10 protein-coding genes and 2 pseudogenes are annotated in these 13948 nt (G+C 61.1%); 3 read left to right on the top strand and 9 right to left on the bottom strand.

The annotated features are described in order from the left end of the window. Positions 1-436 precede the first annotated feature (436 nt). The gene (asd, locus tag SERRSCBI_RS22260) at positions 437-1540 is read right to left on the bottom strand and encodes an aspartate-semialdehyde dehydrogenase (protein ID WP_042785517.1); all 1104 of its coding nucleotides are present in this window, start codon (positions 1538-1540) and stop codon (positions 437-439) included. Positions 1541-1934: 394 nt separating this feature from the next. Here asd and SERRSCBI_RS22265 point away from each other — a divergent pair, with 394 nt between their 5' ends. Continuing rightward, positions 1935-2528, top strand: coding sequence for a YhgN family NAAT transporter (locus tag SERRSCBI_RS22265; RefSeq protein WP_025159894.1), 594 nt, complete (start codon positions 1935-1937; stop codon positions 2526-2528). Positions 2529-2558: 30 nt separating this feature from the next. On the opposite strand, the gene gntK is transcribed toward SERRSCBI_RS22265, so the two are convergent. From gntK to SERRSCBI_RS22285, 4 genes are all read right to left on the bottom strand, one after another. Beyond that, entirely contained in the window at positions 2559-3086 is a 528-nt protein-coding gene (gene gntK / locus SERRSCBI_RS22270; RefSeq protein WP_042785518.1) for a gluconokinase, read from the bottom strand. Between the two features lie 99 nt (positions 3087-3185). Beyond that, complete coding sequence (gntT, locus tag SERRSCBI_RS22275; protein WP_004930830.1) at positions 3186-4502, bottom strand: gluconate transporter; 1317 nt, start codon at positions 4500-4502, stop codon at positions 3186-3188. A 340-nt stretch (positions 4503-4842) separates the two neighbouring features. Next, the gene (gntR, locus tag SERRSCBI_RS22280) at positions 4843-5838 is read right to left on the bottom strand and encodes a gluconate operon transcriptional repressor GntR (protein WP_004930833.1); all 996 of its coding nucleotides are present in this window, start codon (positions 5836-5838) and stop codon (positions 4843-4845) included. A 294-nt stretch (positions 5839-6132) separates the two neighbouring features. Next, positions 6133-6828, bottom strand: a complete 696-nt coding sequence (locus SERRSCBI_RS22285) for a pirin family protein (protein WP_033651758.1) — start codon at positions 6826-6828, stop codon at positions 6133-6135. Between the two features lie 390 nt (positions 6829-7218). On the opposite strand from SERRSCBI_RS22285, the gene SERRSCBI_RS22290 reads away from it, so the two are divergent. Together SERRSCBI_RS22290 and SERRSCBI_RS22295 are read left to right on the top strand one after the other, a co-directional pair. Next, positions 7219-7734: a GNAT family N-acetyltransferase gene (locus SERRSCBI_RS22290; RefSeq protein WP_033651759.1), complete on the top strand. Its 516-nt coding sequence runs from the start codon at positions 7219-7221 to the stop codon at positions 7732-7734. After that, positions 7727-8907, top strand: a pseudogene (locus SERRSCBI_RS22295) (P1 family peptidase). The gene SERRSCBI_RS22290 and the pseudogene SERRSCBI_RS22295 overlap by 8 nt, the downstream one beginning before the upstream one ends. Before the next feature lie 60 nt (positions 8908-8967). On the opposite strand, the gene iolE reads toward SERRSCBI_RS22295, so the two are convergent. From iolE to iolD, 4 genes and pseudogenes are all read right to left on the bottom strand, one after another. Continuing rightward, positions 8968-9864: a myo-inosose-2 dehydratase gene (iolE, locus tag SERRSCBI_RS22300; RefSeq protein ID WP_033645315.1), complete on the bottom strand. Its 897-nt coding sequence runs from the start codon at positions 9862-9864 to the stop codon at positions 8968-8970. Between the two features lie 59 nt (positions 9865-9923). Further along, entirely contained in the window at positions 9924-10808 is an 885-nt protein-coding gene (locus SERRSCBI_RS22305) for a sugar phosphate isomerase/epimerase family protein (RefSeq protein ID WP_033645316.1), read from the bottom strand. A gap of 31 nt (positions 10809-10839) precedes the next feature. Next, positions 10840-11862: a Gfo/Idh/MocA family protein gene (locus SERRSCBI_RS22310; RefSeq protein WP_042785519.1), complete on the bottom strand. Its 1023-nt coding sequence runs from the start codon at positions 11860-11862 to the stop codon at positions 10840-10842. A gap of 41 nt (positions 11863-11903) precedes the next feature. Further along, positions 11904-13845: pseudogene (iolD, locus tag SERRSCBI_RS22315) on the bottom strand (3D-(3,5/4)-trihydroxycyclohexane-1,2-dione acylhydrolase (decyclizing)). Between the last annotated feature and the right edge of the window lie 103 nt (positions 13846-13948).

The following is a 13948-nucleotide window of genomic DNA, read 5'->3' on the forward strand; positions in this document are numbered from 1 at the left end:
TTCCTTAGATTAACAGCATGATCTAAGCACGGCTTGTTGGTTATTCCTTGGCCGTTTTGGTCATCATGCAATGCATTCGGACTCTAAAGCGTGATTGCGGTCGGTTATTGACCAATCTTTACTCTGCCGACCTGAATTTCGCTCTTTATGCTTATTTTTTGAAATATTTCAGTCATGGTGAAAAAGTGTTCACCCCTGCGTTAAGCATAGCCAATGTCTGTTAAAAACTGCTCGGCATTGGTGAGGAAAATTCTTCATTAAGAAAACTGCCAGCCTGACGGCATCTGCATGCGGCGGCCGACGAGAAGAGATGCGGGGTACAGCCCAATGAAACGAGACTTGCGATAACGCTGCCCGACGCGGCGCGCAGCGAACAAAAAAGCGGAAAATAAGGCGTTAGGGGGCTGAAAGCGCTCAGCCCCCAGGAAGTATGGGTTTACAGCAGGATGCGCAGCATGCGGCGCAGCGGCTCGGCCGCGCCCCACAGCAGTTGGTCGCCCACGGTGAACGCCGACAGGTACTCCGGCCCCATATTCAGCTTGCGCAGACGGCCGACCGGCGTATTCAGCGTGCCGGTCACCGCCGCTGGCGTCAGTTCGCGCATGGTCAGCTCGCGGTCGTTCGGGATCACGCGCACCCAGTCGTTGTGCGTCACCAGCATCTGCTCGATTTCCGGCAGCGACACGTCTTTTTTCAGCTTCAGGGTGAACGCCTGGCTGTGGCAGCGCAGCGCGCCGACGCGCACGCACAGGCCATCGACCGGGATCACGCTGCCGGTGTTGAGGATCTTGTTGGTCTCCGCCTGGCCTTTCCACTCTTCACGGCTCTGGCCGTTGTCGAGCTGCTTGTCGATCCACGGGATCAGGCTGCCGGCCAGCGGCACGCCGAAGTTGTCGGTCGGCAGTTTGCCGCTGCGGGTCGCCTCGGTCACCTTGCGTTCGATATCCAGAATGGCGGAGGCCGGATCCTGCAGCTCTTTCGCCACATCGGCGTGCAGCATGCCCATTTGGGTCAGCAGTTCGCGCATGTGGCGCGCGCCGCCGCCGGAGGCCGCCTGGTAGGTGGCAACCGACGCCCACTCCACCAGATCGTTGGCGAACAGGCCGCCGAGGGACATCAGCATCAGGCTGACGGTGCAGTTGCCGCCGACGAAGGTTTTGATGCCTTTGTCCAGGCCCTGCTGGATCACCGCGTGGTTGACCGGATCCAGAATGATGATGGCGTCATCCTGCATGCGCAGCGACGAGGCCGCGTCGATCCAGTAACCCTGCCAACCGCTGGCGCGCAGCTTAGGATAAACTTCGTTGGTATAATCGCCGCCCTGACAGGTAATAATGATATCGAGCGCGCTCAGGGCGTCGATGTCATAGGCATCCTGCAGCGTGCCCTGCTGGCCGCCGAAGGCCGGCGCGGCAGAACCGTGCTGCGAGGTGGAGAAAAAGACCGGGCGAATGGCGTCGAAATCGCGCTCTTCCGTCATGCGTTGCATGAGAACCGAGCCGACCATTCCGCGCCAACCGATGAAACCAACGTTTTTCATGATATCTGTGTCCCGCCCGGATAAGGGCTTATTAGGTGATAACGAGTTGTGTGCAATATCTCCTCACCTTACAAAATGTCGGCGCGGGCGCAAAGTGAATTTATTCGATGGCTGGGGATTTCTCAGCAATCCTTCTTATATAGCCGTCGTCTTTCAAACTGCAGCGTTGTTACCTGCACGTAGTTACGTGGCCCATCCGTGGGCCACGCCCCAAGGGGCCGCTGCGAGCAGCGTTCAAATCTGCTCCCGGCAGATTTGTCATACCCCAGTCACTTACTTGAGTAAGCTCCTGGGGATGCGATCGCTGGGCGCCTAGCTGCAATTTGAAATCCATAGGGTACAGGCAAGGACGCGGCCGAAAAGGCCGAGGCGTTTTCCCAATCACGAGGGCACCATGACAGAGATGATTTCCGCTACGGTATTGCTGTTTTTAATTATGGATCCGCTGGGCAACCTGCCGATTTTCATGTCGGTGCTCAAACACCTGGAACCGCGCCGCCGCCGCGTGGTGTTGATTCGCGAGCTGCTGATCGCCCTGCTGCTGATGCTGATCTTCCTGTTCGCCGGCGAGAAAATTCTGGCGTTCCTCAACCTGCGCACCGAAACCGTCTCCATTTCCGGCGGCATCATCCTGTTTCTGATCGCCATCAAGATGATTTTCCCCTCGCAGGAAGGAAACAGCTCCGGGCTGTCCGCCGGCGAGGAGCCGTTCCTGGTGCCGCTGGCGATCCCGCTGGTGGCCGGGCCGTCGATTCTGGCTGCATTGATGCTGCTGTCGCACCAGTATCCACATCAGCTGCCCCATCTGGTGGCGGCGCTGTTGATCGCCTGGGGCCTCTCTGCGGCCATTTTGCTGATGTCGAACCTGTTCCTGCGCCTGCTGGGCAGCAAAGGCGTCAGCGCGCTGGAGCGGTTGATGGGGCTGATTCTGGTGATGCTGTCGACCCAGATGTTCCTGGACGGCGTGCGGGCTTACATGAAGCTGTAGGCGCCTGGCGGCGCCGACAACGGCCCGCGCTCAGCGGGCGGTAACGCGGCGAATATAGGCGAGCGTATCGGCGACCACGCCGTCCAGCGGCTGGTTGATGTCGATCGCTTGCACATCCGGCTCCTGCTCGCCCGGCTCTTCCAACGTGGCGAACTGCGAAACCAGCATCTGCGGTTTGAAGAAATGACCTTTGCGCAGCTTCAGGCGCTCCTCGATCACCGCCTTGTCGCCTTTCAGGTAGAGGAAATGCAGGTTGCTATTCCCTTCGCGCAGGCGGTCGCGATAGCTTTTCTTCAGCGCCGAGCAGACCAGCAGCGACACGGGATTGGTGCGTTGCATGGCGAAGATGGCGTCGTTCAAGGCCGCCAGCCACGGGGCGCGATCGTTGTCGTCCAGCGCATGCCCGGCAGCCATCTTGTTGATGTTGGCGCGCGGATGCAGGTAATCGCCGTCCAGCATGGCGGCATCGGCCTCGCGGGCGACGGCGCTGGCTACGGCGGATTTGCCGCTGCCGGACACGCCCATCAGGATAAATACGTGATTCTGCGGATTGCTCATTGTGTCATGCCCTTATGGGAACTGGCGCGAGCGCCAAATGCGTCCCGACTGATAAAGATACTTTGGAACGCCGACGCCCCGCAGGGCGCCGGATAAAGATTATACGACCGTCGCCAGCAGCAGGCAGCCCACCAGGCCGCACACCGAGATGATGGTTTCCAGCACTGACCAGGATTTGATGGTTTCCATGATGCTCAGGTTAAAGTACTCCTTGAACAGCCAGAAACCCGGATCGTTGACGTGCGAGAAAATGACGCTGCCGGAACCGACCGCAATCACCATCAGCTCAGGGCTGACGCCGGTAGTGGCGATCAGCGGCGCCACGATGCCGCCGGCGGTGATTGCCGCCACGGTGGCGGAACCCAGCGCCAGACGCAGCGCGGCGGCGATCGACCAGGCCATCAGGATCGGCGAAACGTTGCTGCCTTCCATCAGACCGGCGATGTACTTCTCGACGCCGCTGTCCACCAGCACCTGCTTGAAGGCGCCGCCGCCGCCGATGATCAACAGCATCATGGCGATGATTTTAATCGAATCGGTGATGGTGCCCATCACTTCATCCATGGTGCGGCCGCGGTTCAGGCCGAAGGTGAAGATAGCGATCAGCACGGCGATCAGGGTCGCCATCACCGGGTCGCCGAAGAACTCGGCGAAGCGCAGCAGGCTGTGACCCTTCGGCAGCACCATTTCAGCGACCGCGCGCAGCGCCATCAGGATCACCGGCACCAGCGACGTGGCGACGCTGACGCCAAAGCTCGGCATCTCCGCGTCGGTAAAGGTTTTCGGGTTGTACAGGCCTTCCGGCACCGGCTTGTCGATGCCTTTCAGGAAGCGGGCATAGACCGGGCCGGCCAGGATCACCGTCGGGATCGCCAGCAGCGTGCCGTACAACAGGGTTTTACCCATGTCGGCATGGAAGATGGTGGCGATGGCGGTCGGGCCCGGGTGTGGCGGCAGGAAGCCGTGAGTCACCGACAGCGCGGCGGCCATCGGCACGCCGACGTACAGCAGCGGAATGCGCGCGGAGGCGGCGATGGTGAACACCAGCGGCAGCAACAGCACGAAGCCCACTTCGTAGAACAGCGCGAAGCCGACGGTGAAACCGGTCAGCACCACCGCCCATTGAATGTGTTTTCTGCCGAACTTGTCGATCAGCGTGGTGGCGATGCGCTGTGCGCCGCCGCAGTCCGCCAGCAGCTTGCCGAGCATGGCGCCGAAGCCCATGATCAGCGCCAGGCTGCCCAGCGTGCCGCCCACGCCGGCCTTGATGGAGCCGATGACCTTATCGACCGGCATCCCCTGTGCAATCCCGACCGCCAGAGCAACCAGAACCAGAGAGATAAAGCCGTTCAGCTTGAAGCGGATCATCAGCAGCAGCAGCAGCGCTACGCCGCCTGCAACAATCACTAATGGCATAGTTTTTCTCCAACCTTTTATCGCGACTCTCTTTACGATAGGCGTAAAGCGTGCGGTTGTTTTATTTTTAGGCTCTTTCCCGGTGTTTAAGAAGAGCTGTAGGTGTTGTTGATTCAGAGGTTCAGTCTTGCAGCAAGATGACCGCCCACTCGTTGTTACCGGTATCATGATACCGGTAACAACATAAGCCTCGGAACCGGGTAAGCGGCTAAAATTCGCGTTCTGGGACAGAGATCAAACTTATGTCGGCAACGAGCGGCGGGCTTACAGGCGGGATAACCAGCGCGCCTCAGGGCGCGCTGCAAAAAGAAAGGGTGTTAAAACAGAACGTTAAAATGGCTCAGATGCTGCCGCCGGGGATCACGGTGAAACCGACGTCCACCATGCGCGGGCACACCGTTTCGCCGCGCAGCCGGGCCAGCAGGCGCTCGGCGCCGATCTGCCCCATGCGCTCGCGCGGGGTCAGCACGCTGGCCAGCTTCGGCACCATCACCTGACCGATGTCATGGCCGTGGAAACCGGCGATCGCCATGTCCTGCGGGATCGACAGCCCCTGTCGCTGGCACTCGAAGGCCGCGCCGATCGCCAGGTCATCGTTGGTGCAGAAGATACTGTCGATCTGCGGATAATCGCGCTGCGCCTGGCGCAGCAGCTCGCCGCCGGCGGAATAGGAGGAAGAACGCGCGGTCATGATGCTGTACGGCTCCAGGCCGGATTCACGCATCGCCTGCTCATACCCCTGTTGTTTGATGATAGTTCGTTCATCCTGACGGGCGCCGAAGTAGACCACGTGACGGTGGCCGTGCGCGATGATTTGCTGCGTCATCTGGCGCGCCGCCTCGAAGTTGTTGAAGCCCACCGCCAGATCGATGCACGGCGAGACGCAGTCCATCAGCTCTACCACCGGAATGCCCGCCACCTCGATCATCTTCAGGGTGCGCGGCGTGTGGTGGCGCTCGGACAGGATCAAACCGTCGATATTGTAAGACAGCAGCGAGGTCAGACGCTCTTCTTCGCGCTCCGGCAGATAGCCGTAGTGCGCCAGCATGGTCTGGTAGTTGTGCGCGTCGGTCACGCTTTCGATGCCGCGCAGCACTTCGGCGAACACCTGGTTGGTCAGCGACGGCAACAGCACGCCAATCGCCCGGCTGGTGGCGTTGGAGAGAATGTCCGGCGCGCGGTTGGGGATGTAGCCCAGCTCATCCAGCGCGACGGCGATTTTTTGCTGCAGGGCGGCGGAAACCTGGTCGGGATTGCGCAGATAACGGCTCACCGTCATCTTGGTCACGCCCACCTTGTCCGCCACATCCTGGAGTACCGGCCGTTTTTTCTTCATTATCAATGAACTGACTAACCGTGAATGGGCAGTCATTTTAGCAAAAAAAACGGCGCGCCGATATTGTCGGTTATGCGACGGCCAACGCAAAAAGGGCTCACACCGTGAGCCCTTCATACGCAGACAAAGGGGGAAAAAGCGTGGTTTCTCCCCCTTTGTGACGAGCAGCCGAAAATCAATAAATTGATTTTTCTTGTTTTTATATGTTTTGCCGGCGTTAAGTCAGGCAACGTCGGCAGGCGAATCACTCACTTCAAGGGCTCACACCGTGAGCCCTTGATATTTACCGCTTAATCACACCGGCGGCAGATCGAACAGCAGGATTTCGCTCTCTTCGTCGGCCTGAATCGTCAGCGCCGATTCATCCCACACCGCAAACGCGTCGCTGATGCCGGCGGCCTGGCCATTGACCGAGACCTTGCCGCGCACCACCTGGATCCAAATGCGGCGTCCGGCGTCGATCGCGTATTCCGCCTGCTCACCTTTATTCAGCGCCCAACGCGACAGCGTCATGTCCTGGAACACCTTCAGCGAGCCGTCACGCGCATCCGGCGACAGCACCAGCTGACGGCCCTGCGGCGCGTCGAACATGCGCTGTTCGTAGCGCGGCTCCAGCCCGACCTGATCCGGGATGATCCAAATCTGGTACAGGTGCAACGGACGATCCTGATTGGCGTTGTACTCGGAGTGACGCACGCCGGTGCCCGCACTCATGATCTGGAATTCGCCGGCCTGGATCTGCTCCTTGTTGCCCATGCTGTCCTGGTGTTCCACCGTGCCGCTCAGCACGTAGGTCAGGATTTCCATGTCTTTATGCGGGTGGGTACCGAAACCCTGCCCTGCGTCGATCACATCTTCGTTGATCACCCGCAGCGCCGAGAACCCCATAAAGTTCGGATCGTAGTAATCGGCAAATGAGAAGGTGTGCCAGCTATCCAGCCAGCCATGATTGGCGTGGCCGCGGTCTTCCGCTTTACGTACATAAATCATATTCAACTCTCCTCAATGTTTTTTTACAGTCTAGTCCTGCCAGCAGAATAAGAAAGCGTAAAAAACTCATGCCTCTGTTCAAAAATTTCGATGAAATGAAACGGCGGATGGGCAGCGGATTTGTTGAAAGCGGGAACGACTGAAAAATGGCAAAAAAAAAAGCCAGCACCCGAGCTGGCTAAGTAAACACTGGAAGCAATGTGAGCAATGTCGTGCCTTCGCAGCGAGAGTATCAAGGGTTGATGCCCTCCCCGGAACGCATCGCAATAATAATCATTATCATTCGCACCTGTAAAGCGTTTTTTTTGACCCGTTTAAATAATATTGACTCAAGGCAGTAAACGGATAAATTCAGAGGTTATTCAACCGGTAAGCGACAGGAGCAGCGAGATGAGCGAGATCGTGATACGCCACGTGGAAACAACGGATGCGCAGGCCCTGCATCATCTTTATTCTCAGACGCCCGTCTACCGCGATACGCTGCAGCTCCCGCTACCGTCCGTCGAGTCCTGGCAGAAGCGCCTCGCCAATCCCGAACCGGGCACGCATAACCTGGCCGCCATCATCGACGGGCAGCTTGCCGGCCAGTTGGTTGTGATGCTGAATCAGCGCGTTCGCCGCCGCCACGTCGCCACCTTCGGCATCGGCGTCGATCCGCGCTACCACGGTAAAGGCGTCGGCAGCCGCCTGATGCAGGCGATGCTCGACCTGTGCGACAACTGGGCGGCCATCGAGCGCATCGAACTGACGGTGTTCACCGATAACCCGGCGGCCATCGCGCTGTACCGCAAATTCGGCTTTGAGATAGAGGGCACCAGCCGCGCCTATGCCATGCGCGACGGCGTGCTGGTCGATGCCTACCATATGGCGCGTCTGCGCTCCGGGCAGCCACGCGCAGATGCGTGATCTCATCCCCCCGCAGGGGCCGCTGCGCCGGCCCCTTAACATCAACCGCCGAACTTTTTTACAAGCGCTGGCCGGCCTGACCGCCGCCGCCGGCATGTTCTCTCCCCTCACCCCATTAGGTGCCGCTATGCCAACTTCCGCCACCGGGCGCCCTGGCGCCCGCAACCTGATTACCGATGTGCCGGCCTGAAGGTCGGCGTGGCGCAGGACAGCCGGGTGCGCACCGGCGCGACGGTGATCCTGCCGGACAGCCCGGCGATGGCCGCCGTGGACGTGCGCGGCGGCGGCCCCGCCACCCGGGAAACCGACGCCTTGGGCGAAGACAATCTGGTGCAAACCATCGATGCGCTGACGTTCAGCGGCGGTTCAGTTTACGGCCTGGCGGCGGCGGACGGCGTCGCGGCCTGGCTGGGGCAACAGGGCCGAGGCTACGCGCTGCGCCCAGCGCCCGGCGTGCCGGTCTCCCCGATCGTGCCCACCGCCTGCCTGTACGATCTGGCCAACGGCGGTGACAAAAACTGGCAGCTCACGCCGCCGTATCGCCAGTTGGGCATCGACGCGGTCGGCAAGGCTGGATTGGACTTTCCGCTGGGCACCGTCGGCGCCGGCTACGGCGCCATGACCGGCATGGGCAAGCTGAAAGGCGGCCTCGGTTCGGCGTCTATCGTCGCCGCCAACGGCGCTACCGTCGGCGCGCTGGTGGCGGTCAACAGCCTGGGTGCGGTGGTAGCGCCCGGCACCCGCGCCTTCTGGGCGACGCCCTATGAAATTGACGGTGAATTCGGCAACGGCGGCGCGGCGGCGCTGGCGCAACTGCACGCTCAGGGCGAAGACTGGATGGTGCAAGAGCCGCAGGGCGGCAGAAAGAACACCACCCTGGCCTGCATCGCCACCGATCTGGCGCTGACGCGCGTGGAGTTGAAACGGGTGGCCATCATGGCGCAAGACGGCATGGCGCGCGCTATTCGCCCGCTGCACAGCCCGTTTGACGGCGACGTGGTGTTCGCCCTGTCCACCGGGCGGCGCGAGGTACAGGGCAGCCGCGAACTGGCGGTGCTGCAGATCGGCGCGCTGGCGGCGGACACCCTGGCTCGGGCGATCGCCCGGGGCGTGTATGCCGCCACGCCGTGGCCGGGCAGCCAGGTTGCCACCTGGCGAACGCTCGGCGGCTAACGCGCCGCCATCAAAAAGGGGCGCTGGCGGCGCCCCTCGAGTTTTATTGCCCCTTACCGCTTAAATGCCGGCGGTTTCCCGAATATAGCGGCGCGCTTTCACCGCATACTCGAACGGGTTGGCCAGCGCCGGATCCTGCTCGGCCTCCACCACCATCCATCCCTTGTAACCGCGCTCGTCCAGCAGCTTGAACACCGGCCTGAAGTCGATCACGCCATCACCCGGCACGGTAAAGGTGCCCTTCTTCACGCCGTCGAGGAAGCTCAGCTTGTTGGCCTTCACTTCCGCCACCACCTCATCGCGCACGTCCTTCAGATGGACGTGGTTGATGCGCGGCAGATACTTCTCCAGGATCGCCATCATCGCCTGCTGGCTGCCTTCCGAATAGTAGGCGTGGCCGGTATCGAACAGCAGGTAGACGTCGTCGTTGACCATGCTCATGTAGCGATCGATTTCGGCGGTGGTCTGAATGCCGGTGCCCATGTGGTGGTGCAGACACACCTGCATGCCTTTGCCGGCGGCGATCTTCGCCAGCTCGTTGTAACCGTCGGCCACCCGCCGCCACTCTTCATCGCTGAAGTACGGCTTCTCTTCGAACACCCCTTTGGTGGTGCCCTGAATGCTCTTGCTCTGTTCGGAACAGCCGATCACCCTGGCGCCCATGGCATGCAGGAAATTCATGTGGTTGATAAATTCATCGATGGTTTTGTCTTTCTGACCATCGGCGAAAAAGGTGCTGAACCAGGCGTTGCAGATCTGGATGCCGCGAATATCCAGCATCGGCTTCAGCACCGCCGGATCGCGCGGATATTTGCTGCCCACTTCGCTGCCGGTGAAGCCGGCCAGCGCCATTTCGCTGACGCACTGCTGAAAGGTGTTTTCCTTGCCCAGATCGGGCATGTCGTCGTTGGTCCAGCCGATCGGCGCAATGGCCAATTTCACGTTGTCTTTATTCATGGTCTGCCTCGGTCCTTGGAGGGCCGCCGGTACAAACGCCGCCGGCGAGCCGAATAAGATTAGTTGCCCAACAGCTCTCTTTCGATGCGCTCTCTGGTCGCCACCGCCTGGCTCGGCATCTTTTCCGGATAGCCGAACAGCGAGGTGCAGATGATCGATTCGCCGCCGACCTTGAAGCTGCGGTTGGCGAATTCCATGTCGCGCAGCGTCTGGAACAGGGCATCGAAATTCACCTCGCCTTCGCCGATGCCGACATGCTGGTGCACCGCGGCGTCAACGCCCGGCGGGTTGACGATATAGCGGCAGTGCTTGGTGTGATTCATGGTGTCGGCGATCAGCACGTGGGAAAGATCGTCCCCGGCGTACTTCAGCATGCCGGCCACGTCGCCCTGACCCTTGTCGTAGTAGAAGGTGTGCGGCACGCTGTAGAGGTATTTGACGTGGTCGCTGCGCAGCGATTTCACCAGATCGGCGGTTTCGTTGCTCAGCTCACAGAAGTCCCACGGATGCGACTGGATCTCCATACGGATGCCCTCACGCTCGACGATCGGCAGCAGCTCCTCCATCGAGCGATACCACAGCTCCTCGCAGATCTCCGGCTCGTTGGGGTTACCGGCCAACTCGGTGTTGATCACCTGCACGCCCATCTCCACCGCGATTTCGATCATCCGTCGCCAGTTTTTGACCGCCGCCTGGCGGCGATCTTCCCCCGGCCCGGACCAGCGATACACCACGATAAATGAGGATATTTCCACGCCGGTCGCTTTCAGGGCGTTTTTATACTCCGCCATGATTTCGCGGCTGGCCTTCGGATGCTTGTAAAACGGGTTGATCTGCGGGTGCGGCGACTGCTCGATGTACTTATAGCCCCAGTCCGCCACCTGCTGAACCATTTTGGTCACGCCCAAATCCCGGATAACGTCGACATCAAAAGCGATCTTCATGGTCACTCCTCTGCAATCGTGGGTACGGGGTTCAAGCCGATGGCTTGTTGTAAAACGCCGGGCGCGCCGGCAGGGTCACCGGTACGATCTCGCCGCTGAGCTGGGCCGCCACGCAGGCGTCGGCGGTCACGGCGGCGGCGTAGCCGTCCCAGGCGGAAGGCCCGGTCAGTTGGCCCGCGGCCACGTCGTTGATGAACCCCTGCAGCTCGACGTCATAGGCGTCGATAAAGCGATCCTTCCAGTCGGTCAGGATTTCGGTCGACAGGCGGGCGCCGCTGCGCAGCTGCACCGAGGACGGCTCCGGCAGTTTGGCGATGCCGGTTTCCCCCACCACTTCACACTGAATGTCGTAGCCGTACTGGCAGTTGACGAAAATCTCGACGTCGATGCGGGTGCCTTTGGCGGTTTCGAACAGCACAATCTGCGGATCTTTCAGATGCGGGAACGCCTTCGGGCTCTTGCGCGGGAACACCACCTGTACCGACACATAGTCGTCGTCGAGCAGCCAGCGCAGCACGTCGATTTCGTGGATCAGGGTGTCGGTGATCGCCATATCGGTGGTGTAAGCCTCGCCGACCGTCGGGTTGCGGTGCGCGCAGTGCAACATCAGCGGTTCGCCGATCTGGCCGCTGGTCAGCACCTGTTTCAGCGCGCGATAGCCCTGGTCATAGGGGCGCATAAAGCCGACCTGCACCAGCCGCTTGCCGTGCTTCGCTTCGGCATCGACGATGTTTTTGCAGCCCTGCGCGGTCACCGCCAGCGGTTTCTCGCAGAACACCGGTTTGCCGGCGGCGATGGCCGCCAGCACGAATTCTTCGTGACTCGGCCCCCAGGAGGTGACCAGCACCGCCTGCACGTCGGCGGCTTTGATCAGATCGTGGCCGCTGTCATACACCCGCGCATCCAGCTGCAGATCGTTCACCGCCTTGGCGGCGTTGTCGCGATTGATGTCGTTCACCGCCACGACGCGGGCGCCCTGCAAAACTTTGCTGCAGCGACGGATATGATCGCGGCCGATGGCGCCGGTGCCGATAACCCCAATGTTCAAAGTCATTTTCGCTACCCTCTGGAAAGTGTGTTGTGTTCGAAAACGAATCAGTAATCGCGCGCCTTATCGATGTTTTCCTGCAGTTTGCGCGCCACTGCGACGATTTTCTCGCTGTCGGCCACCTGAGCGCCGCCCACGCGCCACCAACTGAGGTACTTGTGCACCATGGTCTTCGGCAGCACTTTGATGTCGAGCAGCGTGGACACGGTTTGCCTGCGGGCGTCGGCCAGCGCGTCGAGCAGCTGCTGCTCGGTGGTGACGCGATAGGTTTTGCAGCCGTAAGCCGCCGCCAGCATGGCGAAATCGACCGGCACCAGTTTGCCGTCGAGCTTGCCGCCCTCTGGATTGCGGAAGCGGAATTCGGTGGTGTAACTGTCCATGCCGTGTTCCATCTGCAGGTTGTTGATGCAGCCGTTGGTCATGTTGTCAAACAGCACCACGTTGATCTTGCAGCCTTCCTGAATCGAAGTGACCAGCTCGGAATGGAGCATCATGAAGGCGCCGTCGCCCACCATCGCGTACACCTCGCGCTGCGGCTCGGCCAGCTTGACCCCCAATGCGGCGTTCACCTCGTACCCCATGCAGGAGTAGCCGTATTCCACGTGGTAACCGTGCTCGCCATGGTTGTGCCACACCCGCTGCAGGTCGCCCGGCAGGCTGCCGGCGGCGGCCACGATCACGCTGTCCGGCGGCAGCTCGCGGTTCAGCACCCCCAGCACCCGGCTTTGCGTCATCGCCGAGTCGGTCTGCGCGATAAATTCGGCGAACACCCGTTCGCGATCGAGGTGATCGTCTATTTCCGGCACAAAGCCTGCGCCGCTGTATTCCACCGCGTAAACCCGCTCGGTCTCTTCACGCTGGGCGCCGCGCGCCGCGGCGATGGCGTCGCCCCAGCCGGCGCGATAATCAGCCTGCGCCAGCAGCGCGCTCAGTTCGCTCAGGCCCTCGCGGGCGTCCGCCAGCACCTGCACGCCGTCGAGCTTGCCGGCGTCAAAGGCGCTGACGTTGATATTGAGGAAGCTGACGTCCGGATGTTGAAACAGCCATTTGGACGAGGTGGTGAAATCGGTGTAACGGGTGCCGACGCCAATCACTAGATCGGCCTGTCGAGCCAGCGTGTTGGCCGCCAGGCAGCCGGTTTCGCCGATGCCGCCGAGGTTGAATTCATGATCGCTCGGCACCGCGCCTTTGCCGGCCTGGGTCTCGGCGAACGGAATGCCGAAGCGCTCGGCGAATTCGCGCAGCGCCCGCCCGGCCTGCGAGTACTTCACGCCGCCGCCGCACACCAGCAGCGGTTTGCGTTTGGCTGCCAGCAGCGCCAAGGCGTCCGCCAACATGCCATCGGTCGCCGGGCGGCGATCGAGCCGGTGCACGCGTTTTTGGAAGAAATAGTCGGGGTAGTCGTAGGCTTCCCCCTGCACGTCCTGCGGCAGACACAGCGTCACCGCGCCGGTTTCCGCCGGATCGGTCAGCACGCGCATCGCGTTGATGCAGGCGCTCATCAGCTGCTCCGGCCGCACGATGCGGTCCCAGTACTTGCTCACCGCGCGGAACGCGTCGTTGGTGCTGATGCTGAGATCGTAAGACTGTTCGATTTGCTGCAGCACCGGATCCGGCTGGCGGGAAGCGTAAACGTCGCCCGGCAGCAGCAATAAAAGGGATGCGGTTGGCGGTGGCGGTAGCCGCGGCGGTGATCATATTGGCGGCGCCGGGGCCGACCGAGGAGGTGCAGGCGTAAATCTGCCGGCGCAATTTCTGCTTGGCGAAGCCGATCGCCGCGTGGGCCATCCCCTGTTCGTTGCGGCCCTGGTGCACCCGCAGATCGCCACTATCCTGTTCCAGCGCTTGCCCCAGCCCCAGTACGTTGCCGTGGCCGAAAATCGCGAAAATGCCCGCAACGAATTTGGTTTCCACCCCGTCGGCCAGCAGATACTGGTTATCGAGAAATCTGACGAGCGCCTGCGCCATGGTTAGCCTGATCTTGCCCATTTACTCACCCTTTAGATTGAGGGCCGCCCCGGAAAGGGCTCGCGCCGAGCCGACAATCCCGTGTTTGTGTTACGCGGCGGCAGCTATTATCTTGAGCAGGCGA

Source organism: Serratia sp. SCBI, from assembly GCF_000747565.1.
Taxonomy (GTDB): domain Bacteria; phylum Pseudomonadota; class Gammaproteobacteria; order Enterobacterales; family Enterobacteriaceae; genus Serratia; species Serratia ureilytica.

Bases quoted from the DNA above. Each gene is read 5' to 3' on its own strand.
- gntK (WP_042785518.1), bottom strand. From the start codon at position 3,086: ATGAGCAATCCGCAGAATCACGTATTTATCCTGATGGGCGTGTCCGGC.
- SERRSCBI_RS22310 (WP_042785519.1), bottom strand. From the start codon at position 11,862: ATGACTTTGAACATTGGGGTTATCGGCACCGGCGCCATCGGCCGCGAT.
- SERRSCBI_RS22285 (WP_033651758.1), bottom strand. From the start codon at position 6,828: ATGATTTATGTACGTAAAGCGGAAGACCGCGGCCACGCCAATCATGGC.
- SERRSCBI_RS22290 (WP_033651759.1), top strand. From the start codon at position 7,219: ATGAGCGAGATCGTGATACGCCACGTGGAAACAACGGATGCGCAGGCC.
- gntT (WP_004930830.1), bottom strand. From the start codon at position 4,502: ATGCCATTAGTGATTGTTGCAGGCGGCGTAGCGCTGCTGCTGCTGCTG.
- iolE (WP_033645315.1), bottom strand. From the start codon at position 9,864: ATGAATAAAGACAACGTGAAATTGGCCATTGCGCCGATCGGCTGGACC.
- gntR (WP_004930833.1), bottom strand. From the start codon at position 5,838: ATGAAGAAAAAACGGCCGGTACTCCAGGATGTGGCGGACAAGGTGGGC.
- SERRSCBI_RS22305 (WP_033645316.1), bottom strand. From the start codon at position 10,808: ATGAAGATCGCTTTTGATGTCGACGTTATCCGGGATTTGGGCGTGACC.
- SERRSCBI_RS22265 (WP_025159894.1), top strand. From the start codon at position 1,935: ATGACAGAGATGATTTCCGCTACGGTATTGCTGTTTTTAATTATGGAT.
- asd (WP_042785517.1), bottom strand. From the start codon at position 1,540: ATGAAAAACGTTGGTTTCATCGGTTGGCGCGGAATGGTCGGCTCGGTT.